20 protein-coding genes are annotated in these 22,598 nt (G+C 39.8%); 6 read left to right on the top strand and 14 right to left on the bottom strand.

All coding sequences use genetic code 11. From position 1 onward, the window contains the following. Window positions 1-10: 10 nt before the first annotated feature. From K9M52_RS01315 to K9M52_RS01305, 3 genes are all read right to left on the bottom strand, one after another. Window positions 11-3,376: a SusC/RagA family TonB-linked outer membrane protein gene (locus tag K9M52_RS01315; RefSeq protein WP_224070268.1), complete on the bottom strand. Its 3,366-nt coding sequence runs from the start codon at window positions 3,374-3,376 to the stop codon at window positions 11-13. Window positions 3,377-3,524: 148 nt separating this feature from the next. Continuing rightward, the gene (locus tag K9M52_RS01310; RefSeq protein ID WP_224070267.1) at window positions 3,525-4,706 is read right to left on the bottom strand and encodes a FecR family protein; all 1,182 of its coding nucleotides are present in this window, start codon (window positions 4,704-4,706) and stop codon (window positions 3,525-3,527) included. Window positions 4,707-4,786: 80 nt separating this feature from the next. Beyond that, window positions 4,787-5,359, bottom strand: coding sequence for an RNA polymerase sigma factor (locus K9M52_RS01305; protein WP_224070266.1), 573 nt, complete (start codon window positions 5,357-5,359; stop codon window positions 4,787-4,789). Window positions 5,360-5,895: 536 nt separating this feature from the next. On the opposite strand from K9M52_RS01305, the gene K9M52_RS19000 reads away from it, so the two are divergent. Beyond that, window positions 5,896-6,021 carry a hypothetical protein gene (locus tag K9M52_RS19000; protein WP_262902419.1) on the top strand — a complete coding sequence of 42 codons (126 nt, stop codon included), beginning with the start codon at window positions 5,896-5,898 and terminating at the stop codon, window positions 6,019-6,021. A gap of 83 nt (window positions 6,022-6,104) precedes the next feature. On the opposite strand, the gene K9M52_RS01300 is transcribed toward K9M52_RS19000, so the two are convergent. Further along, window positions 6,105-6,494 (bottom strand): DUF1398 domain-containing protein, encoded by a 390-nt coding sequence (locus K9M52_RS01300; protein WP_224070265.1) that lies wholly within the window; start codon window positions 6,492-6,494, stop codon window positions 6,105-6,107. 95 nt (window positions 6,495-6,589) lie between these two features. Continuing rightward, on the bottom strand, window positions 6,590-7,354 hold the full coding sequence (locus K9M52_RS01295; protein ID WP_224070264.1) for a helix-turn-helix domain-containing protein: 765 nt from the start codon (window positions 7,352-7,354) through the stop codon (window positions 6,590-6,592). Between the two features lie 769 nt (window positions 7,355-8,123). Here K9M52_RS01295 and K9M52_RS01290 point away from each other — a divergent pair. The 3 genes from K9M52_RS01290 (at window position 8,124) to K9M52_RS01280 (ending at window position 12,739) form a co-directional block, all read left to right on the top strand. Further along, on the top strand, window positions 8,124-10,142 hold the full coding sequence (locus K9M52_RS01290) for an AAA family ATPase (RefSeq protein WP_224070263.1): 2,019 nt from the start codon (window positions 8,124-8,126) through the stop codon (window positions 10,140-10,142). 182 nt (window positions 10,143-10,324) lie between these two features. After that, window positions 10,325-11,092 (top strand): restriction endonuclease, encoded by a 768-nt coding sequence (locus K9M52_RS01285; protein ID WP_224070262.1) that lies wholly within the window; start codon window positions 10,325-10,327, stop codon window positions 11,090-11,092. Window positions 11,093-11,638: 546 nt separating this feature from the next. Continuing rightward, on the top strand, window positions 11,639-12,739 hold the full coding sequence (locus tag K9M52_RS01280; protein ID WP_224070261.1) for an AbiH family protein: 1,101 nt from the start codon (window positions 11,639-11,641) through the stop codon (window positions 12,737-12,739). Window positions 12,740-12,769: 30 nt separating this feature from the next. Here K9M52_RS01280 and K9M52_RS01275 read toward each other — a convergent pair whose 3' ends face one another. From K9M52_RS01275 to K9M52_RS01260, 4 genes are all read right to left on the bottom strand, one after another. Then, complete coding sequence (locus K9M52_RS01275; protein WP_224070260.1) at window positions 12,770-12,937, bottom strand: hypothetical protein; 168 nt, start codon at window positions 12,935-12,937, stop codon at window positions 12,770-12,772. A gap of 125 nt (window positions 12,938-13,062) precedes the next feature. After that, the gene (locus tag K9M52_RS01270; protein WP_224070259.1) at window positions 13,063-13,461 is read right to left on the bottom strand and encodes a helix-turn-helix transcriptional regulator; all 399 of its coding nucleotides are present in this window, start codon (window positions 13,459-13,461) and stop codon (window positions 13,063-13,065) included. Window positions 13,462-13,513: 52 nt separating this feature from the next. Next, window positions 13,514-14,116, bottom strand: a complete 603-nt coding sequence (locus K9M52_RS01265) for a PDDEXK family nuclease (protein ID WP_224070258.1) — start codon at window positions 14,114-14,116, stop codon at window positions 13,514-13,516. Further along, on the bottom strand, window positions 14,113-14,349 hold the full coding sequence (locus K9M52_RS01260; RefSeq protein WP_224070257.1) for a helix-turn-helix domain-containing protein: 237 nt from the start codon (window positions 14,347-14,349) through the stop codon (window positions 14,113-14,115). The genes K9M52_RS01265 and K9M52_RS01260 overlap by 4 nt, the downstream gene beginning before the upstream one ends. A gap of 75 nt (window positions 14,350-14,424) precedes the next feature. Here K9M52_RS01260 and K9M52_RS01255 point away from each other — a divergent pair, with 75 nt between their 5' ends. Beyond that, a complete protein-coding gene (locus K9M52_RS01255) occupies window positions 14,425-15,564 on the top strand; it encodes a DNA-methyltransferase (RefSeq protein ID WP_224070256.1) in 1,140 nt (379 codons plus the stop codon). Window positions 15,565-15,612: 48 nt separating this feature from the next. Here the strand turns inward: K9M52_RS01255 and K9M52_RS01250 are convergent, their stop codons facing one another. The 3 genes from K9M52_RS01250 to K9M52_RS01240 form a co-directional block, all read right to left on the bottom strand. Next, the gene (locus K9M52_RS01250; protein ID WP_224070255.1) at window positions 15,613-16,596 is read right to left on the bottom strand and encodes a hypothetical protein; all 984 of its coding nucleotides are present in this window, start codon (window positions 16,594-16,596) and stop codon (window positions 15,613-15,615) included. Between the two features lie 139 nt (window positions 16,597-16,735). After that, window positions 16,736-17,077, bottom strand: a complete 342-nt coding sequence (locus K9M52_RS01245; RefSeq protein ID WP_224070254.1) for a helix-turn-helix transcriptional regulator — start codon at window positions 17,075-17,077, stop codon at window positions 16,736-16,738. A 78-nt stretch (window positions 17,078-17,155) separates the two neighbouring features. Beyond that, window positions 17,156-17,704, bottom strand: coding sequence for a hypothetical protein (locus K9M52_RS01240; RefSeq protein ID WP_224070253.1), 549 nt, complete (start codon window positions 17,702-17,704; stop codon window positions 17,156-17,158). Window positions 17,705-18,141: 437 nt separating this feature from the next. Here K9M52_RS01240 and K9M52_RS01235 point away from each other — a divergent pair, with 437 nt between their 5' ends. Further along, on the top strand, window positions 18,142-18,960 hold the full coding sequence (locus tag K9M52_RS01235; RefSeq protein ID WP_224070252.1) for a hypothetical protein: 819 nt from the start codon (window positions 18,142-18,144) through the stop codon (window positions 18,958-18,960). Between the two features lie 30 nt (window positions 18,961-18,990). On the opposite strand, the gene K9M52_RS01230 is transcribed toward K9M52_RS01235, so the two are convergent. Both K9M52_RS01230 and K9M52_RS01225 read right to left on the bottom strand, forming a co-directional pair. Further along, window positions 18,991-20,751, bottom strand: a complete 1,761-nt coding sequence (locus K9M52_RS01230) for a hypothetical protein (RefSeq protein ID WP_224070251.1) — start codon at window positions 20,749-20,751, stop codon at window positions 18,991-18,993. Between the two features lie 302 nt (window positions 20,752-21,053). Further along, window positions 21,054-22,598, bottom strand: coding sequence for a hypothetical protein (locus K9M52_RS01225; protein WP_224070250.1), 1,545 nt, complete (start codon window positions 22,596-22,598; stop codon window positions 21,054-21,056).

The raw sequence follows: 22,598 nt of genomic DNA, 5'->3' as shown, positions 1-22,598 counted from the left end.
TTTATTCATTTTAAAATGATGCGTTTAGGCTGAATGAAACGGTACGCGCGTAAGGATAATCGGTACCTCTTTCACTCAGGATACTTTCGACACGAAAGATCTCATTGGTATAAACCGTCATGTTCAATGCCTGAATGCCGAACTTTTTTTCCAGCCATTTATTGGCAATGCGATAGCCGAGACTAAATGACTCTGCGGTGAGATAGCTGTCCTGTTCTACAAAACGCGATGAAATCGGGCTGGAACCCCTAAGCGTTATGGCTTTAAACTTGGAGACATCTCCGGGGCTTTTCCAGCGATCATATAGAGCCCTTCTGTCCTGGTTGTACACCATTTGCCCCACCGACAAGTTCTCGACCTTGTTAAACAACGCGTAATTCATTATGTCCCCGCCGACGGCATACCGTAGATTCAATCCGAGCGTAAAGCCTTTATAGGCCACGTTGGAGCTGATCACCCCTTGTATCGTAGGATTCGCGTTCCCTGCTATCACAAGTTGCGTCGGATCGTAGGTAAAGGTCATGGTACCGTCCTTATTGAAGAACAACTCCTGGCCGGTCGCAGGGTCGATGCCGGCTGATTTTACCGCCCAGATGTCATCAGGGCTGTAGCCATCCTGATACCTTTGCAGGGTGCCACTGCTCTGGGCAAGCGCATTCAGTGAACTTAATTTATTCGCCAGTCCGCCGTATTTGCTCCATTGACGCTGCCCCATAATGCCGATTGTCCAGACAATCCGGTTGTTCAGGTCATAAATCGGCGATACGCGCACATTAAAATCTGTCCCGCGAGTGGTCAGATTTCCTACATTAATCACGTAATTGGAATTGGCGCCGGCAGAGGACGGCAAGGCACCCGCAGCAACAATGGCTAAGGGGCTGGTAAATTTATCGAAATACTCGACATAACCGGTGATCCTGCCCTTCAGAAATGAGAAGTCCGTACCGAAGCTTGCCTGCCGGGTATTCTGCCAGTCAAGATCCGGATTCCCGAGTGAAGTCAGGGTTAACCCCTGTCCGAAAAAGTTCGCGCCGGTCAAAAATGTATAGACCGAGGTGGACGTGAACTGGCCGATATTTTCGTTACCGGTATAACCGACATTCGCACGGAGCTTGAACATGTCGATCCAGGTAACGGGTTTTAAAAATCGTTCATTATGTAAATTCCAGCCTATACCGACTGAATAATAAGGATGATACAAATTATTGACACCAAATGTGCTTGCTCCATCCAGCCGGTAGGTCGCGTCCAGCAGGAACCTGCCATCGTAGGCGTAATTTATACTTCCAAGGCCCCCTGTGGTATGTTGCGTCGCGGTAGTGGACAAGGGACGGCCTCCTGTGGGGTAGCCATAAGCAAAGGCGGGATTGCCATTTGTGCCAAACGGAAAACCAGTGGCCGCGAAAGATGAAAAATTGAAATTGGTCGACTGTATATCTCCCCGGATGTTGGCCGTAATCTGGTGTTTACCGAAAACACGGGCATAACTGGCCGTAAGGTAGGCGCTGTAGGAAGTGTTTTCCGCTATACTGTCCGTATAGGAGCCCTGTTGGTAGGGCGACATACCGGCAAATGCCGTATTGTCCGGCGGAATAAAAATCACTCCGTTGGTACTGCTCTTACTGAATTGAAGGCCTCCTTCAAGTCTGAAATGATGGGTGAAACTATAAATCCCCTGGATCTTTTCATTCAGGCCAAAGGTCTTGCTTTGGTTGATACTATACAAACTGGCATTATACAGTGGGTTGGGCGCCTGGTTTATTCCGGGATCCAAAAACGGGGAATTTGTATTTTTAGGATAATAGGGATTCGCATTGGCAAAATCCTGGAAGGAACCATAGGGAGAATTATTGGTCACGAGGTTGTTGACCGTAAGTATGTTAGTGATATTCACCTTGTTTTTTCGGTAAGTGATATCTATATTTCCCGCCCAGGTATTGCGATCGGAGCCCTTCATGACGCCGTTCTGATTCCGAAAATCGACACCGGCCTGTACCATTAATTCCTTGCTTCCGCCAGAGATCTGCACGGCATGCCTTTCTGTGAATCCGGAACGAACCGGAGCGACCAGCCAGTCCGTATTCACTCCTCGGGCAACCTGCGCGAGCCTCGCGTTGTATATGGAGTCATTTTGCCATTGCGTTCCGAATTGATTTCCTAAAGGGGCATAATAGAGGCCGGCTAATTTCTCAAATTCCAGCTTTTCAGAGGCATTCATCAGGTTATAGCTGCTCAGGTCCGGAATATCCATGGAAAGATCGGCCGTATAGTATACCTGCAGTTTGCCTGGCACGGGCTTTTTGGTTTCAACGACGACAACGCCGTTAGCAGCTTTTGATCCGTATAAAGCGGTAGAGGCGGCGTCTTTCAGCAAGGTGATCGAGGCGACCCGGTTCATATCAAGGTCATAGATGGTCCTGAGGTCACTTTCAAATCCATCTAAGATAAAAAGCGGTTGATTGGGGTTAGCGCTATATTGATCATTCAGGTTATTGACATTGCTGAACGTGGTTTTACCGCGGATTTCTATGTTGGGAGCCGTGTTGGGGTTAGAGCCCTGGGCATTATTCTGAACAATGACAAATGTCGGATCTAAAGTTGCAAGGCTTTTGATAATATTCTGATTGCCGATCGCCTTAAGATCTTTGCCACTGTATACAGCTGCGGCGCCGGTAAAGCTTTCGCGGTTACGGGTGATCCCGCCACCGGTGATTACAATACTTTTTAGCTCATTGTGGACCGGGGTCATTTGTATCATAAAATTATTGATGTTATTCGCCTGGATCACTATGGTTACCGGATTATACCCGACGAAAGAGACCTCTACGATATCACCCGTATTGACGTTGGGGAAAACAAATTCACCATTCTTATCCGTTACCGTTTTTCTGTCCGTTCCCTTTACCGCAATAGTGGCGCCTATGAGGGGCTTGTTGTTTTCGTCCAATATGCGTCCATGAAATTCAGGTTGCCTTCGGGCCACATCGGATTGTTTGGCTGAGGAGTTCCCTTGGGAGATTTCCCGGATCACAATTGTCTTATTCTGTATAACATACCCGAGGTGGTGCGGTGTAAGAAGCGTATCAAGTACATCTTTGAGGGGGGTGCCGGAGAAATTGACGTCGACTTTCTGTGTACTCTGTATCCGTGACGAGATTAGCACGACATCGTAACCGGCCTGCCGCTTTATCTCTCTGAATACCTGATCATAGGTAATATGCTTCTTTTTAAGACTGATTTTGGCTGTCTGGGCTTGAGCAGAAGGTAAGCAGATGAAGATAAGCGTCAGCAAGGCAATCGTCATTCTAAATGACTGCTTTGGTTTTAAGGCATAAAAGTACTGCCTGCACAAAATTTGACTAAAAATTTTATACATTTGTTCAATTTTTAATGAAGTAATTAAACTGATTCTGCCATTCTTAGGTCGAACCGCAGATAGGGAGAGTGTTTATCTCTATTTATTTACCGCCAGTGGTTCTGTATTTACGTTTTTTTTAAATTGTTGGACCGATGAGAGATCTTCGTTAGTTGGATGAATATTTTAAGACGATCACTTTGTTGCCCTGTAACTCGAATTTAGCAGCTTTTGTAAGATCCAGCAGTTGTATAACGCCTCTTAGATCACTGAACCGGCTGATGGTGCCGTAGACAGTCTTATGTTTTATTTCTTCATCGCGGTAGCTGATGTCGACATTATACCAGCGACTGATCTTTTTCAAAGCTTCTTCCAAAGGTTCGTTGTTAAACCTGAAATAGCCTTCTTTCCAGGCGATGGCATCTTCCCCAATTACCTCCTTTACCTCCACATTCCCACCTTTCACCACACTCTGCTGATTGGGATTTAAAGTTGTCATCCGGCCGCTGTTCGTGCTGACTTTGACGCGCCCTTCAAGCAGTGTAGTGGTGGTATATAGCGCATCATCGTAGGCAGCAATGTTAAAATGGGTACCTAGTACCTGAACTTGCTGTGTTGCTGTTTCCACAATAAAAGGATGTTGTTTGTCCTTCGCCACTTCAAAGTAAGCTTCACCAGTAATTTTCACGCGCCTTTCCGTCCCCTGAAACGCTGTAGGGAAGGTGATGGCGGAAGCCGCGTTTAACCATACATGAGAGTGGTCAGGCAGCGTTACTTCATATTGCCCGCCTTTAGGTGTCGTTATTGTATTATCAGTAATAAGCTGCCCTACACTCACTCCGGACGCGTCATAGACAACCTGGCCATCCGCCGATTTTATGATATTTACTGTGCCTTGTTTGGCGACGGTGCCGTCTTTCAGATCATTTAAGATGATTTGCTGTCCGCCTGCCAGTGTCAGGATCGCCTTGTTGCCTCCCGGCAAAATATTGTCAGCTTGCACGATCTGTTGTGACGGAACGGGTGTGTGCAGGAGGAAATAGGCTCCAATCGACAGGACTAAAATGATAGATGCGGCGGCGGCTATTCTTAACCCGAGACGGCGTAGTCGCAACGACCGGGATTTTAAGATCTGGGTTTCCAGCCGTTTATAAACACGGGCCACCATCAGTTCGCTTTCAGGATTTTTTATTTCGTGCTCGGGACGCTCGATCTCTTTGCGTATTAGCTTTCGCAATTCATCCTGATGCTCAGTGTGAAAATACAACATCAACTCCTGGACTTGCGTCCGGGAGCACTGTCCATCCAAATATTGTTCAAAGAGTATTCTGATATTTTCTGTACCGGCCATTAACTTTCTTTTATGCTAATACGAATGGAGGTAACCTTTTCATCGGCTCTGGTATAAATAATTTTAAAAAATTATTAAATTTATTTTACTAGGTAGGCGGTGATCAGTAACACAGCGGTCAGTTCCTGGCCGCTGGCGTAGGACTTTAAGGCCTTGGTAGCCTTGACAATGTGATCGTTGATCGTTGAAAGGGAGATGCCAAGTAGCTCACTTACTTCCTGGTAACTCTTTCCTTCCAGTTTGCATAAGACGTATATTTTCTTACGTTGGGGAGGAAGTGTGTCTAAGGCCTTCAACAGCCTTGTCTTAATCTCCTGACTAAGTTCCTGATCTGCAATCGGGTCATATAATTCTGATGTGTTGACCGCTAAATAGTTAAGAAGCTTCTGATTATAGGCTGCCCGTCGAAATAGATCTACTACCAGGTTTTCCGCTATACGAAACAGATAAGACCGAAAGGACTTGTCAAGATCTATCGTCTGACGATTTTCCCAGACCTTTAAAAATACATCCTGCAGCAATTCCTCCGCGATCGCTTTACTTTTCACGAGCCGCAGAATCTTGCCGGCAATGCCTGGTGCATAAATATGGTATAATTGTGAGAACGCCTCTTGATCACCTGCTTTCAAAAGAGCCACTAATTCATTTGCCATGATTAACCGTTTGAATCATAAAAATCAGAATCCCTTTGACAAGTAGCCCGGATTCATAACCTCAGTCTTTTCCTGAATGTCATCCTTCTAAATAATCATTTTAGTGGTCGATTTTTGACTCTAGACGCCCCATCAGGAAAGAACAATGGATTGCTGACACTGTTAGAAATACGATTGCCAATGGACACAAATATACTGGTAGATTTTTGATCCACACAAGCAGAATGTCAAAATCGGTATGCCGGATGCGAATTTAAATGGGAATAGTTTGCCCGGCTATTTTTACAACTTGTTAGCAATCAGTTGGCCGAAGAATTTGATCGATCAAATTCGTCATTGTGTTATTCAAGAAAAAATTAGAAGAATACCTTAAACGACTATGCCAAACTGGAACAGGAGAAAGCAAGGCTATTTTAAAACCTCGAACTACTATAATCGGGTCTTTATCCCCGGACATTCCAGTAGACCCGCAATAGCGTGTAATTTCTTCACCCTTGATTTATGGTTGGCTTAACTTGCCAAATTGCAATAAAACGATGGATATCGGTCTTTACCATTCTGGCAATGACGGGGTCGTTGATTTGGATCACATGCGGATCAATGAAAAGGCATTGCCGGATGCCAGGATTCGCATACTGAAAGGCGCCTCGCAGGTATTCTAAAAAGGTCTTCCGCAACTCTTCAAGGACATCAGACAATACCGTTAAGTTTGTTCCTTCGGATAATACCTGATACCAATGCCTTTTTATCCAGGTATCCGCTCTACTAAGACTTCCGCGCCAATTTTATCGTAATAGGTACAGGTCATTTTGTCCATACCGATTTTCCATTTTTCAATGCCCGCTTCCGCACACATTTTAATGAAAGTCAGGAAGTCTGTTTTGCCTTGTTGATGCGCCGATAAATCCGCTTTAAATTGTTCTGTTTTTAGCCGGTCGGCAATCACTAACGGGGCATATTTTGAAGGTACCCTCGCCGTGTGACTGTCTGCTCCATGATAATCAATGTGTCCGTCTGTAACGTACGCTTCATAGTGAGTGACACCTAACCCTTTGATTTCCTTGATATAAGAAGGGAAGTCTGCTCCTGATTTCACTTTGGCGTGCGCCGCCTTAATTTGTTCTGCTGTAAACATTTTTTTACATTGTATTTGATGGTTAAACGATTCGCCCCAATTACAATGCAAAGATGCAACCGGTAAAATTCCTGTAATTGTAAAAAATCGTTTTTCTACAAAAATCGTTTAAAGTTTTCCGGCGTGTCACCTGTAAAATGTTTGAAGTCTTTGATGAAATGAGCCTGATCAAAGTAGTTGTTTTCATATGAGATTTCCGTCAAAGATTTGGTCTTGTCGAAGTCTTCAAGAACGGAGTTGAAACGGACAATGGACGCGAATTTTTTAGCCGTGGTACCAACGACTTTTCTAAATCGTTTTTCAAAAGGGCTTTGACTGATACATAATTTTTCAATTAATTCTTTTATGCGGACTGTTCCATTACTGTTATAAATCAGTTTTACGGCTTCAATAATCAATTTGTCAGCCTGAATGTCTTTAAGCTGTGAAACTAAAAATCGTTCGACTATTTTTATTCTTTGCCCGTCGGTAGTAGCGAGTGCTAACTTCTCTTCTACTTCTGATACACATTTTCCGTCAAACACATTGTCAAGAGGAAGACTCAAATTAAACAATTCGTGAGCGGGTTGTGCCGCAAATTGCGTAAATCCGACTTCAGTAAAGTAAACCAGGATCGTTCCGATGTCCGCCGAATTTTTAAAAATTTTGTAACTGTCTGAAACTCCCGTAATGCCTGCTGATGTCAGTTTGTTCTCTGCATCGTTTTTTAATGTTGAGAGCTGACCTTTGTATTGAAAACCGGCAACTAATCCCGAAGAAGGAAAGACTTTATATGAATTTTCTAATTCATTTTCCGACACGACAAAGTATTTAATGTAGGGCTTTAACCATTCTGTCGGATAATGTTTATCAAATCTCATCAGCTAAATTAATTCATATCTGATAAGTATACAAATTATCTTGCCCCGAATGCAGGGCCATCTGAGGTGCTCTCCATATCCCAGGATAATCTGGGACATACTATAAATTCCGGTCCCATTCTGAAGAAGTAATCCTGAAGAGATTGAATCGCTATTAAATACTTATAGCCGTTTACATTCGCTTACATTCGCTTGTAAGCGGCTATCCTTTTGTGAAGGAATAGTACCATTATTGTAAAATATAGGTCACTTGATCGGAAATTTTCCGATTATCCTATTTTAATTTTACATGATTTCGCTTGCCCGTACGGCTGTTTCAGTAGCAAACGTGTCCGGAAGTGGCGAATTCAGGGCTGCCAATTTGCATAAGAAACAGATCTGGATGAGAAGTTTGCCAGCCATCAATATTGTTAATAGTGTTCAAAAAAAAAAGGAAACATTAAAAGTTATTTTTTAACTTAGTAATCTTAGGATATCATTTTTATGCATAAATAATTGAATATGAATTTGTTTTTGTGCCTGCTCGCTGGATTTCATGAACTTTTCATAATGTATTTTAGTTTGTAATGTATTTTATTTTCTGAAGAAGGGTAGGCACAGTTTAAATATTTTTTATGCGTTTATACGAGTACAATAAATGGTGAACTATTTAATATAGCAATCAGCAGGTTGATTAGTTTTAGTTTATGAGAGCTATAAGTTGCCCATATTTGATCGTTGGTGGTAAGTGTTATTGACAACAAACAACAAAACAAAAATATAGAAAAATATGAGATTGGTAAAAGCAAGAGTTCAAAACTATCGAAGCATAATAGATAGTGGAGAATTTGAGATTGAATTTTTGAAGACAATAATGGTTGGCCCTAATGAAGCAGGTAAGACAGTCTTGCTTAAAGCCTTGCAACAGCTTAATAAACCAGCAGATGTGCAAGGTTTTGAAGTTTTACGAGATTACCCTCGTTCCCAGTTCAATGATATAGACAGAGGAAAGGTTGATCCGAAAAATGTAACGGTTGTAACAGGTTATTTTGAACTTGACGAGAATGACAAAATAGAAATCCCTGAAGAGTTCAGAAACTGTAGATATAAATTCTATAAGAACATAGATAACTCAACACATCACAAATTAATTGACGCTCCTAATCGGCTCAGTTATAAGGATATCAAATCAGACATCTCAAGACTTATTGCACATTTAGATAAGCAATACTCAATTGAATATCCCGAAGAAGAAACAAAGAAACCTAGCATTCTAATAAAACCAATTACTGATACCTTCGAAGATTCCTCTATTCTATCAACCGAAAATTGTAAAAGCCTAAAGTCTTTCCTTGAGAAAAATTATGCTCTAATTGAAGAAGATAATGAAAAAGAAGAGAATCGTTACGAAAAGCTAATTGAGCAAATTGAGTTCAACGGTAAGTTTGATGTGGTCTTAGCTATCTTGAGTAAAAGAAAACCCGTTTTTATCCTATTTAATAATTACTTCAAGGTAAAACCTTCAGTCCATTTGGAGCACTTGGCAACAAGGACAGAAAAAAACTTACTTGACGATCAATATTATGATTACGGGAATCTATGTTTATTAAAGTTACTAGGTTTTACAGCACGAGAACTTTCAAATCTTGGTAAAACACAAAGCCCAGACATTAATAATCCAGATGGGTTAAAAGTTTATAAAGACAAACTTGACACTAGAAGCTACAAATTAAATGCTGCAAGTGTTCGTTTAACAGAAGAAATCAAAAAAGTATGGATACCAAGTCCTGACAGGCCAGAAGCGGATAAACTGAAAGTAATCGCAGATGGGCAATATTTGAAAGTTGTTGTAGAGGATGATATTGGCGTTGACATTGAATTAGACCAACGTTCAGAAGGTTTCCAATGGTTAGTTTCTTTCTTTGTCGTATTTTTTGCTGAAGCAATGGATAAGCACAAAAATGCAATCTTGCTACTTGATGAGCCAGGAATGAGTTTACATGGATTAAAACAAAGGGATTTTAGAGAAACCATAACTAGACTTGCAGAACATAATCAAACCATTTATACAACTCACTCACCTTTTCTCGTTGGACCGGATGAGTTAGATTTAGTCAGAGTTGTGGAAATGAAAAATCGGAAAGAAGGGACTAAAGTTCACACAACAATTTCATCCAGTGACCCAGCAGGTCTTCTTCCATTACAAGAAGCTTTGGGTTATGACCTTGCTCAAAGTCTATTTTCACAACAAAGAAACCTAATCTTAGAAGGAATTACTGATTATTGGTATTTAGATGCATCTGCCCAACTATTGAGTGATGCAGGAATAGAAAGGCTTAATGATAAAATTGCTTTAGTGTTTGCTAATTCAGCAGGGAAAGTCGTCTATTACGCAACAATACTTTTTGCTCATAACTTGAAGGTTGCAGCACTTTTAGACTCTGATGCAGCAGGAGACCAAGCTGCCCAACAAGAAAACTTGGTTCACACTTTGGGAAACAAAAATATTTTGAGAACAAAAGATTTTGTTCCAGGAGTTGCTAAAGCAGAAATAGAAGATTTGTTAAGAGAAACACTCGTGAGAATTGTTAAAGAGGTATATGGAGTTAACTTATCTGAAAAAGTGACAAGTCAACCGAATAGACCAATAATTGATATCTTCACTAATGAAGTGCCCAATTTTTCAAAGTATAGTTTAGCTAAGGCATTTATTCGATGGACACGAAATAACGAAGCAGAGGGATTGACAGCGAATGAACAAAAAAATATCAAGAACCTTGTTCAACAGATAAATAAAGCACTCAAATGAAAAGATGACCGGCCACAATAACGCTTCGGCATATTGGTGGGTGCAGTACAATAGTTTGACAGTTCCACGGTAGAGCCAAAGTCAAGTGTAGTTCTTCTATTGAGCTTTAGTTCTAGAAATTTGCCACTACGACGAGGCGTAAAACGTTATAGCGAGAAACCTGAAAATTTAATAACTATTACATGACAATAACTACTAAGCAACCACAAGACTGGAAAGATTTACAAAATAGGGTATCAGACATTTTGGAGCAATGCGGATTTAAGGTTGAGAAGGAGTTGACTATTGATACCGTTAGGGGCAAAGTCGAATTAGATGTATACGCAGAAGAATTAATTAAAAGCCGGAGATACACTATTGTTTGTGAATGTAAATATTGGAAAACAAATGTTCCTCAAAATGTTATTCACGGCTTTAGGACGGTTGTTAACGATTTAGGATGCAATGTTGGTTATGTTATTACGACTAGTGATTTTCAATCAGGCTCAGTCGCTGCTTCTGAAAGTACAAATGTCGAGCTCTTGACTTGGGAGGCCTTTCAAGCACTTTTTTTCGAGAGTTGGTACGAATCATACTTTTCACCGCAAATGGCCAAACGACTTGATCCAATTCTCACTTATAGTGAACCAATATTGCCAAAATGGTTCGAGAAAATGAATGAGAAAGAAAAGGGTGAATATTTTGCCTTAAAGGACAAATATGATTTGTTTGGCTGGATTATAATGGATTTTACGCCATATGCAAGATTTCTAAAGAAAGGCCCTATACCAACACTTCCTCTCTTAGACAGCGTTGAAGAATCTAAAGAGGTAATTGAGAGGATTCCAATAGAAATATTAAAAGAAACTGGTTATCAGGAGTTCTTAGAAAAGTGTTGTGATTTCGGAAACTTTGCGGTTTCTGAATTCCGACAATACAGAGATAAGTATTATCAAACAGGTGATGATTGAAAATTCTTGCATAACAAGGGATTTGCGTCAAGAGGGATGATGTGTAATTTTTTTTAGATTAAGGTATTGGGGTTAAAGTCCTTTGGTGTTTCGATTCTCCGCCCGAATGCTGATCTACTGTAAATATCAAGAAAGAGTATAGTGGACGTAATAAGATATCCAAACTATGATTATGCGCTAGATTGGTAGACTAGGAGCTTCGATATAATTAAATCCGAACAACTGGTAGTTTTGTCAGATTCTGACACTGTAGAATGTACTTTTGTTTTTCAGTTAGCTGAAGGGGATTTGCCGAAAACCCTATTTTCGAAACAGAGTAGGCGATCACAAATATAAATGTAAAACTATGGGTATCCTATCAGGATTACTGGCTACTTTAGCCCAATTATTAGGCGGTCTGGGTCTTTAGTCACGGCCCTATGCTCAAAGAGCAGAACTATCTGCTACTTATTTTAACAGGCCGCTCCGGAATACAAAACTCCGGGCGGCCTTTTTTAACGGCAACGGCAGGAAATTTATTAAATTTGCCCTGCGCAAACTGCTATTATGAACAGACTGCTCTTAATTGGCAACGGCTTCGATCTGGCCCACAGACTGAAAACAAGATATGATGATTTTATCCTCTGGTATCTCGAAAAAAGTTTTGAGCGGTGCTTAAAGCACGGCGAATATAAGGACGAGTTGTTATGGATTCAAAAGACACAGCATGCCACTATGTTATTGTATTCTATCGCAAATCCTATTGCTGAGTTCGTAGATAAACTAATTCATACCAACGGATTTACATCATTGATGCACACTGAAACGATGGAGTTTGATTCCAACCCTTTCATTGTAAAATATAGGTCTGAATTTTTAGATGGTCTCATGACTAAATCTTTGTCATCTACCTGGGTAGAAATTGAAAATGAGTATTATGAGAAATTAAAGGTTAATTTATTTGCCGAATCGGAAACAAAAGCGCAGGAATTGAAAGCCCTCAATGATGCATTCAGTTTTATTAGGGAGCAACTGGAAGACTACCTTAAGACAATTCAACCTGTAATGCTCCAGCCTGCATTTTATGATATCCTTGCCAGTCCAATTAATATAAATGAACTTTTAAAAACAGACCTGGATCAAAATAAACCACCTAAAGAAGCTATGGTCCTGAATTTCAATTATACGGACACCATCGAGCAATACCTACAAAATAAAGCAATAGCTAAAAACATCTCGGTCAATTATATCCATGGAAAGCTTGGTGATCCTGATAATCCTATCATCTTCGGCTTCGGAGACGAGCTCGACGCCGACTACGCGAAAATGGAATTGGAGAAAAACAATGGCTATTTTGAGCACATCAAATCCTTTGGCTATTTCAAGACCTCCAACTACTATAACCTAATTCGTTTCCTGGATGCGGATGAATACCAGGTCTTCATTCTCGGCCACTCCTGTGGACTTTCCGATCGTACCATGCTCAATATGATCTTCGAACATGAAAACTGTAAATCCATCAAGATCTACTACTACCAGGAAAACAAACAGAAGAATAACTACACTGAACTGACCCAGGAGATCTCCCGACATTTTAGAGATAAGGCAATGATGCGGCGGAAAATCGTATCCATCGATAAATCTTCCCCCATGCCGCAGATAAAGTAAAGAGAGTTGGATATGCTATTTGTTTAAGATTTAATTACGCTTCTTTTTCCAGCGCATATATTTTGATATGCCATATTTTTTCAGATGTTCCACCGGATCTACAAAATAATACCAGGGATAGAACACGAATTCTTCCTGCCCATCCAGCCGGGTTTCCTTTACAGGGCCGCCAACCTGGAGCAGGATAGGAGGTGGCAAAAAGCGCTTATTGTCCTTTAATAGTAGCGGAGATTATTTTGTTATTAGAAGAAGAATTCAAAAATCGAATTTAATCATTTCTAAGCACTTCTATCCGCTTAAAAACATTTACTACCCGTCCCCCTTCAACCTCTCCCGTGATTTCCCCTGAACTCCGAAGGACTATACCCAAAATGCTTCTTGAACTCCCGGGTGAACCCCGTCGCCCACCAGTAATTCAACTTAATCGAAACCATTTCTATGCTCTCGTCGGTCGAAAGTAGCATTTCTTTTGCCATCAGCATCTTCTGATGCAGGAAATAGTCATAAGGCGACTCCCCCAAAAAATGCTTGAACCCGACGCCGAGCTTCGTTTCATTCAGCCCTGTATGTCTACAGATTTGCTTATTGTCGGGGTAGGAGGGGACGGACATAGCAATAAACTGCCTGGCCGCGTCCAGCTTCTCCTTGTCCGTGCTGTTCAGAACCGAAGGTAATATCCTTTCCAGAGTTCCGATGCTGACAAGGGCATAGAAAAGGATCAATAAGCTCAGAGGTACCTTCTAGACGAACAAAAAGGGTACAATCTCCTTTGCTTTATATTTGTCCTATAATCTTAGTTGCATTTCCGTCAATTCCCTTAGGGATTAAAGGAGAATCATTGTTTAAACTGTCAAATGAAACTGAGATTACGCCTAATGTTCCCTCTAACTTCAGATTTTCATACATTGGGAAATATGGTTCAATTTCTTCATAGTTTCCAATCCTATCGGTCAAATATCGGCTCATCTCTCTAACAGGTAATATTAGGAAACCACCTACTATTTGCTTTTGAATTATCCCAACTGCAATTTTATTTAACGCTCTGTGAGATGAAGATATATTTCCTGTTTCCCATTCAACTGCGAAGACACCAAATTTTGTATTTCTTATTGCATCAATTGGCCCAGGGTTCATGCCATTTGCAAACGACATTCTAATTTCTTTCTGCCAGCCTTTTGGAGTAAGCTTGTCAATGAAGAGGTGTCTAATTGGCTTAACACCGTTACCTTTATACTCAGGTTTGATCCAAAATTCTTTTTCATTACCCCATGTCACCTCTTCTATTGCATCTGTAAGTTCTTTTTGAATATCTAGAAATTCTGGAGAAGAAGCAAAATCTCCGTGGGCATTCAATATATTTATGGAGATTACTTTCATAAAGCGTCTTCTATGTTTTTTATAAGCAGATTTGGGCTGATATCAAGTGTTTGACAGAGTTTAAAAATAACTAACAATGTAGGATTTCTTTTGCCTCTTTCAAGCATTGAAATGTACGATCTATCTAGCCCACTATTTATTGAAAGATCCTCCTGTGAAATTCCTTTCTCTATTCTGGCTTCCTTTAATTTGTTGCCAACAATTATTTCAAAATCCTTATAATCTTTTTCCATTCACATAAAGATCAAGAAATGTGATGTAAAAATTTGTAGACTATAGTCAATTTTGTATATTTGCCAAAAAACAGGATGTTTAATAGATTGAATGATATTTTGGGGATTAAGGATAATCATAAGGATTTTGCCCAGGTAGAACAGGTCCTTTCATTAAATCGGGGACAATTCAAGTATTACAATGAGAATGGTATTTTACCAACCACCAGTGAATTGAACAAAATTGAAGAATTTTATGGAATTAAAGCAGATGATTTAAAAGTTCAACTAGGCATTTACGATTTAAGGTTAAAAATAAAAATGGCAAAAGGAACTTTGCCAGTGCATAAATACAAAAAAGTCAAGATAGGTCTTCAAACTAAATTGGGTACCTTATATAAGGGTGATTGCATTGATGCAATGAAGGATATTAAAGATAATTCCATCGATATGATTTTTGCTGACCCACCTTTTAATTTAAATAAAAAATATAGGTCTAATATTGATGACAATCTGTCAGAAACGGCATATCAACTATGGTGTGAAGAGTGGTTAGATGAATGTGTTAGGATTCTAAAATTTGGAGGGACGCTATTTATTTGGAATATTCCAAAATGGAATATTTTTATAGCTGATTTTTTATCTAAGAGGTTAATTTTTAAGAATTGGATTGCAAATGATATTAAGTTCTCTTTGCCGATAAGTAATAGGCTTTACCCATCACATTATTCGCTTCTTTATTATACAAAGGGACCTAGGCCTAATTATTTTCAGCCGGATAGGCTATCTCTTGATACTTGCCGGAAATGCTTTAATGAAATTAAAGATTACGGAGGATACAAAAATAAATTGAATCCTAAGGGAATGAATCTCTCCGATGTCTGGTTAGATATTCCTCCTGTTCGCCATAAATCACATAAACGCCGAGAGGGGGCTAACGAGTTGTCTGTTAAGTTATTGGACCGGATAATTGAAATGTCAAGTAGGGAAGGTGATATTGTTTTTGACCCATTTGGTGGGTCAGGGACAACTTTTGCTGTCGCAGAAATAAAACGTAGAAAGTGGATTGGAGTTGAAATAGGACCGGTTGATGAAATTGTTGAACGTTTTAAGTTTTTAGACAAAGATCTCGCTTTAATTAAAAAATATAGAAGGGACTTAAATGTACTTTTTTCTGAAGATGTTAAGAAAAAACGTATTGAGAGAAATATATGGACCGAGGACAGCTTTAATTAAATTTATTTTTTTAGGCGTGGAAGGATCTCGTAGTCAAGGAATACATGTCTATTTCAAATTGGTAAGATTCGTTAGATATCGTTTACACTTTCTGCTATTTTGATTTTTTTGAAGCGCTTTTCTAACGCCATAGATTCCTCCGCCAATAGCTGCAAGGCTACTAAACACTTCCTTGATGTATTGTGGTGCCAATGCTTGTGCATGTTGAACCAACGCATACCACCCCAATGGTACAAGAACTAGCTCTTTCGATAAACGCAAAATCGCTTCTGTCATTCCTTTAATTGTATAATTATAATCGTCAATAAACTTTTGTTCAGAAATACCTTTTCCAATGGAATCTTCTATTTTATCAATTTGAATATTAAAAGCGCTAATTAAATCGCGATTCTTATTACGGAAATCTATCAATTTATTTAAAGGGATTTCATTAATGTCCCTTGGAGTTTGTAGTTTTATTATACCTCTAATAAACTGATCTTGATTGTTTGTTACTATCGTTCTAGTTCTTGAATAATTCACATATTTGTCAAACTCTAAATTATCAGTTATGATATCTAGATCCTGCTCAAACGCGATGTATTTTGCTAAATGCGTCATGTACAGAAAAGCCAAACTTTTTGGAAGCATAATTCCCTTCTTGTTTACTCTTCCAATGCCTTCTTTCTCACAAAAAAGTTTCCATTCAATATGATATTTTTCGAAGTAAAGCTGGTAATCCCAAGTATTTGGATTTTTCCAATCTCGATTTATATTAATGGTATTAAAATAATGGCCAGATTGGTAGCAATGGTTTAACATCCATTGTGATTCTACTATAGCATCTCTAGTCGCATTAACTCCTTGATCAGATGTCGGCGAAAAGAATTCTACCAAATCCGATTCATTCTCTAATTGCTTAAATTGATCACTGACAAGGTGGCGACGATTGTATGGTACAATACTTTCAAATTTATCCAAATATAATATTGCGAAATTTAGCCATTCTTTTGTCGGAGGCTCCATATTTGGGTAATACAGATAGTTTTTCATTTTAATGTGTTTCGGTGTTAGGTAAAAATAAGTATTTTCATTGAATGTCGACCTTCAAATATTTCCCAACACCTTTAGTTATTAAGGTCTGATATAATTTCCAATGGATTAGACCCTCGTTGACTCTTTTTGAGTGCAGTTAATATTTCTTCCTCGTCTTCCTATAATTCCCCCTGAACTCCGAGGGACTATACCCAAAATGCTTCTTAAACTCCCTGGCGAACCCCGTCACCCACCGGTAATTCAGCTTAATCGAAACCATTTCTATGCTCTCGTCGGTCGAAAGTAGCATTTCTTTTGCCATCAGCATCTTCTGATGCAGGAAATAGTCATAGGGCGACTCCCCGAAAAAATGCTTGAACCCGACACCGAGCTTCGTTTCATTCAGCCCTGTATGTCTACAGATTTGCTTATTGCCGGGGTAGGAGGGGACGGACATAGCGATAATCTGCCTGGCCGCGTCCAGCTTCTCCTTATCCATGCTGTTCAGCACCGAAGGTAAGATCTTTTCCGGAGTTCCGATCTTGACTAACGCAGCAATCAGTATGTCCTTGATCTTTCATTCCATAAAGAGTTTCATCTCCTTGCCGCTATAGGGATTGGTGAGTATGGCGAAGACAGCGTCGATCATGATTTTTGGACAGCTGTAGGTGGTGTCGCCGATATTACCCGCCGTGCCGGTCAGCACCTTGTCGATAAATTCCTGCAGTACCTTATAATCCACCCCGAATTCATATAGCATCCTGACTTCGATATGAATGTCGAAGGTCTCGTATTGAGCCGCGGCTTCGAATATCGCGGTGGTATTGACATGGGTGTCAAAGCTGATCGTAAAATAATGCATTTTGAGCTCCGGCTCATTGATCGCTTCCATGCTGCCTCTGATGATATTACGCCAGGCGATCCTGAGCTCCAGAAAGGGAATATCACCTCTGGCGTTAAGTATCGTCGGACTCTTGATCCAATAGCGGCTATACCAGGCGCTGAACCATTCGCCTCTGAATTCCTGCATCAGCGCTTTGAAACTCTGACCTCTCAGCACCATGGGCGTTGTCCCCTCCAGATGGAAGCGCCGCATATCGGATGTCAGCTCTCCGATAATCTGCACCTATTGACTAAATATTATAGAGGTACATTGTGCCAACTTGGTCTTTCTTGGATTACCCCCAAAGATAATTTTTTGATAAACGCCACTACCCATCCACCACACAATCACACCAGCCCACCCACTTCCAAAAATTCCATGATTGATAATCAACCTCTACAAATTAATTCTTTTTGCGAATTTAATATTGCCGCCCTCTCCCTGATCTTTCTATCCCGAAATCACATTATCTTCGTATAGGTATTTACAATCGTTTTCGTTTTCGCATTAATATCATTGTCATAGATCTTATCCCGTAATCTAGAACAAAAAGAACCGTTTAAGAATTTATAAACGCTTATATCCGCTTAAATGAGCTAATTCGATACAAACTGCTACCACCTATGAGAGCATGCCTAACTGCACTTTATTCATTATATCAAAACTAAAAATTGACAACTATGAAAATGAAATTCTTGCTGCTGATCTGCCTGCTTTCAGCTGGAGCGATAAATGCCCAGGTGACAGACAAGCAAAGTCCCCTGTTGAATATCATCGAAATTCCTCATGGAATTTTAGCCCAGAATGTCTTAAGTGATTTACCTGGCTCGTTGGTGCTTTTAATACCCGATTCATCGGGGGGCAATTACAGGCCTTATTTGGTGGGAGAAAAGGTGTTGAAAAATAACGCGTTTGTGCCAAAAGTTAAAACAGAGCCTAAACTGATAATGAGTCAGGTCGCCGATAAATCCTTGGCACTCTCTGCTTCTTATCTAAGCTTCGTTTCTGGTAATATGGAAAACACGGACGAAGTAAAATATACGGTTACGGAAACAAGTAATACGTCAATCGTTAATGGTGATGTTGATTGGAAGCGCCTTAACGAAAGAATCAAGAACATTAGAAAGGCTAACCCTACACTTTCTCCTAAAACAATATTCGGCGTGCTTCAGGTCGCTAATGTAATCGAAATTCATTATCAATTGTATAAAAAGGTCAGTAAAGCGGGCAAAATCTCGGGATGGGGTTTCGCTGGCGATGCGAAGTACTTATCCGAGAAGAGAGATGAAAGCATGCACTGGATGGTGGGCGCTTCTTTATTATATCCTGATAACTCAATTATCACTCTTAGTTCAAATATCAGCGCAAATTTATATTATCCGAAGAAACATATTGGTAATAGTATAAGCGATGATTTAAAGGATTATATCCCTATGGCATACAAAATCAATATCGACGTCCCCGTGAAAGAAGTACCTAAAAATTTCAAATTGAAATAATTTCATTTGCACGATTTAATTGACCTTTTTCTATTTTCGTAAATATCTTACAAAGGCAGCAGTAAAGCATGCTGCCAGAATTAAATTTATTATTCTTTGGATCAATTCAAGCGTCTGAGTTAATGGCAGGGATTCGCCTGACTGTAAATAAAACTCCTTGTTTATCTGAAATGGAAGAATGTTTTTAGTGCTAAATATGATAGAATTAAAAAAATCTTTTATGGTTTGTATGCCATTAGAGGCTTGCCATGATAACGCATATCTTACAAGTCTGTCACCTGAATAAAATCCTGAAAATAAAAATACCAAAGCAAATATCAAAATAGCACATAAAATGAAAAATAGGGGCTTCTTAAAGTTTTCACTGTAGGTGCTAATGGCTTTATGGAAGCCCATTAAAATATATTCTACGTGATGTTTTCTGCTCTTGTGAATTCTGCGTTTAATGTCCTGTTCTGAAATATTAAACCTCTCTGAATTAAGAAAGTCTGAGCTTTTTTCGGTTGAAAGTTTAAGCTTGGCATAAATGTTCTTTATTTTAATCAGTTGATTTGTATCTTTAATTTCTTTGTTGTCATCTGTTATTGTATTCTTTATAATTCCCTTTCTTTCATCAGATTGCCAGGTGCAATCTTTGAATTCTGCGTTACTAATGTCAAAGTTTTTGAATGAAAAATTCTCAAAATTTATTCTTTGAAAAATTAAATTCCTGAGATTTGAATAATTGAAATCTGTTTTGCAATTTTTGTGTAGTAAATTTCTATTGAAAAAAGATGGATATTTATTGAATATTAATCCTATTAATTTCAACTCTTTTTTTAAAAAGTTTAAACTCATATTAAAAGTGTCTTCAAATATGCAGTTTTCAATTAAAATTTTGTCAACCATTTTAATAGATGAGATATTTCCAAAATATATGGTATCGCTTATTTTGCAGTCTAATAGGGCTAATTCCTTTACCTCGTTATAGTTAAAGAATACCTTGTTTAAATTTGAGTCAAACACTTTTAAACTTTTTATTTTGTCTATGGCTATCACTATTTTTGAATATATATAGGCATTGCCAATTTTTATTTCTTCAACATCTTTCCAACCATCAGGTACCGTAATGAAAATTTCGTTGTTGTGATCAGTTAATTTATCTGTTTTATTAAGAACAATTTTGCGAATATTAATTTCTTTAAAGGCGACTTCCCATATTCTTATATTTTTTAATCCTTCAGTCCTGAAGATGTTAATAGTTTCAACCTCGGTTGTTTCTCCTTCCTTCGGATAGTCGCTTCTAATAATTTGTATTTCGGATATCGTTGAAGCATTAACGGAAATTGAATTTGATTTGGAATTGAGAAATGTGAAGTTTCGATCAATAAGAGTATTATCAATTGACAAAGATTCTGTTTCTGTTCCTCGCCTGACAATTATACCATTGTATAAAGTGCAATAGTAAAATCCTAAATTTTTGATATTTGAGGAGTCAATGAAGGTTTTATATATTTGCATTGCTCCTTCTTTTGGTTCGCTGACTTCAACACTATTAAATGTCACGTTTTTGAAGGCGCAATTTTCGATAACAATTTTGTCATACGTGCAATCCGTTATTTCTAATTCTGTGTGTGGTAACTGATTTCCAGATATAAATAATTGAAGAGATTTTTTCTGAATGTTTTTAATTTTTAATTTTGGACAAACAGTCAGAGAGTTACTGGAAATAAATGCCTGGTCGATTATGAGAGAGAGCCCATTTTGCAGAAATTGGATGTAATTTGATTCATCGATTATAAATTGTTCCATTTTCGTAGTTTGTTTTGGGATTTTGACTTATCTATCCAAAATTACTTTATTTTTTATTCGAAAAAAAATTCAACAATCCTTTGATGTTTCTAGGCGTGGTTTTAAATTTAATATATAAAGGCGATAGATAATAGTATGGCACTTCAAAAGTTATTTTTGGGGATCCGGATCTCTTTAATACATCTCTAAATTAATGGCCTGCTATTGCACCTAAATTGGTAGTTTACAAGTTTGATGGCCGCGTCCGGGCCGGAGCATTGATCAAATTTTTTGTGGATAGGTTGTGATTTTGTTTTTAATTCCTATTTCCTAACCGTCCTCAGCCCTAATATAAGGCCTATTACCGCGCCGTACTTCCAGCCGTGGCCGCTTAGCATGATCTGGAATAAGATGGCGCCAAGTAGGGCCGAGAGAACCGGAATCACGCAGCCTTTTCGGCTGAAGACCTGCTTATTTTTGGTTCTGGTTTGAGGTATGGGGCTAATGGCATATTTTATCTGTCTATTTTTCTTTTGGCCCGCTTTTAAGTGGTTGTTTTCCGGGCGCATAAAGATTTTGCGACCCAGCATGGCTACGGCCTTTTTTTCGCCTATAAGTAATTCCAATTGCTTAGCCTGGTTGATCTCTATTTGTGCCGTACCATTATAACGACTAATGCCGCTCCGAACTTTAACCCATTTGCCCTTCAGATCCCAGATACTTCTACGAGCCTGCCTGAAATCTTCCAGACCCTCTTTCCAGATAGCGACCGTCATGGTCTGGTCCGGATAGCACCTGGTGAAATTCAACAAATAATACTGTCCGCCTTTAGCTGACCAGCCTTCACTAATGGAGATAATCTTGCCGATGATCTCCACCTTTTCTCCGTAGTGGCTCAGCAGCACCCTACTGTCGCTGGCGTCCAGAATCAGATATTGCCTGCGTGCAGTGCCCGGTTTTTTAAGGGCTGTCATCCTGGGACAGCTGAAATTGCCACTCAGAAACTCGGCTAAGGTGGGTAATAGATCCATAGCTGTCCGGCAGCAAGACTTGACGCGCTGCACATGTGTTCTTAATTGCGGGATTGCACTGAGTTCCCGCAGTAACTTCGAATCTTCCGGATCCAGAAAGTCGGAACTTCGAAACAGTATGTTTTCGCCATTATCATACTTTGACCACAAACCTGGCTTCACTGAAACCGCCAATAAGCCGAGATAAATAATCAGTATCGAAAACCGGTCGATCCTTGCGTTATAATCCTTTTCCGTTCTGAGCGGATGCTGGTAGTTGATATGCCCGAGTTCACTGGCGCCCCCTGCGACAAGCTCCGGCAGGTACATGCCGTCATAATCCACTAAAAGCAGCCGATCTTCTTGCACCATGATATTACCATGCTGCAAATCGCCATGGGCGATGCCCAGCCGCTCCAGCTCCACCGCCATAACCCGAAACTCCTGGATCAGCCTTGCCACCTGCACCGTATTTTTATGGATTCTGGCGAGATATTGATTAAGCGTTTCGCCCTTACACCATGACATCTTTACGATAGGACAAGATAACTGCCCCATTTGTATGCCCTGAACCATATACTTTGCGTCTAGGAAAAACCGAGAGGAATTGCTGACCATGAACTGCTCCAATGCCTGATACCGTTCCCTGAGCCTAGACACCTCACGGTGAAAACAGCGGACCGCATAATCCTGCCCGGCTCCCTGAAACTTGTACGTCACGGCGAAGTTACCGGCATATGGCCGCGGCGTGCCAAGTGGTGTCAATTCCACTGAACAGCTTTTCAATTCCGGGTCGGTAAATGCCACCGCCGGATTTTGCACGGCCGCCTGATAGAGTTCCGATTTTTGAATATCCAT

The organism is Arachidicoccus terrestris (genome assembly GCF_020042345.1).
In the GTDB taxonomy this organism is placed as follows: Bacteria; Bacteroidota; Bacteroidia; order Chitinophagales; family Chitinophagaceae; genus Arachidicoccus; species Arachidicoccus terrestris.
This window is presented reverse-complemented; position numbering and strand designations above follow the sequence as displayed.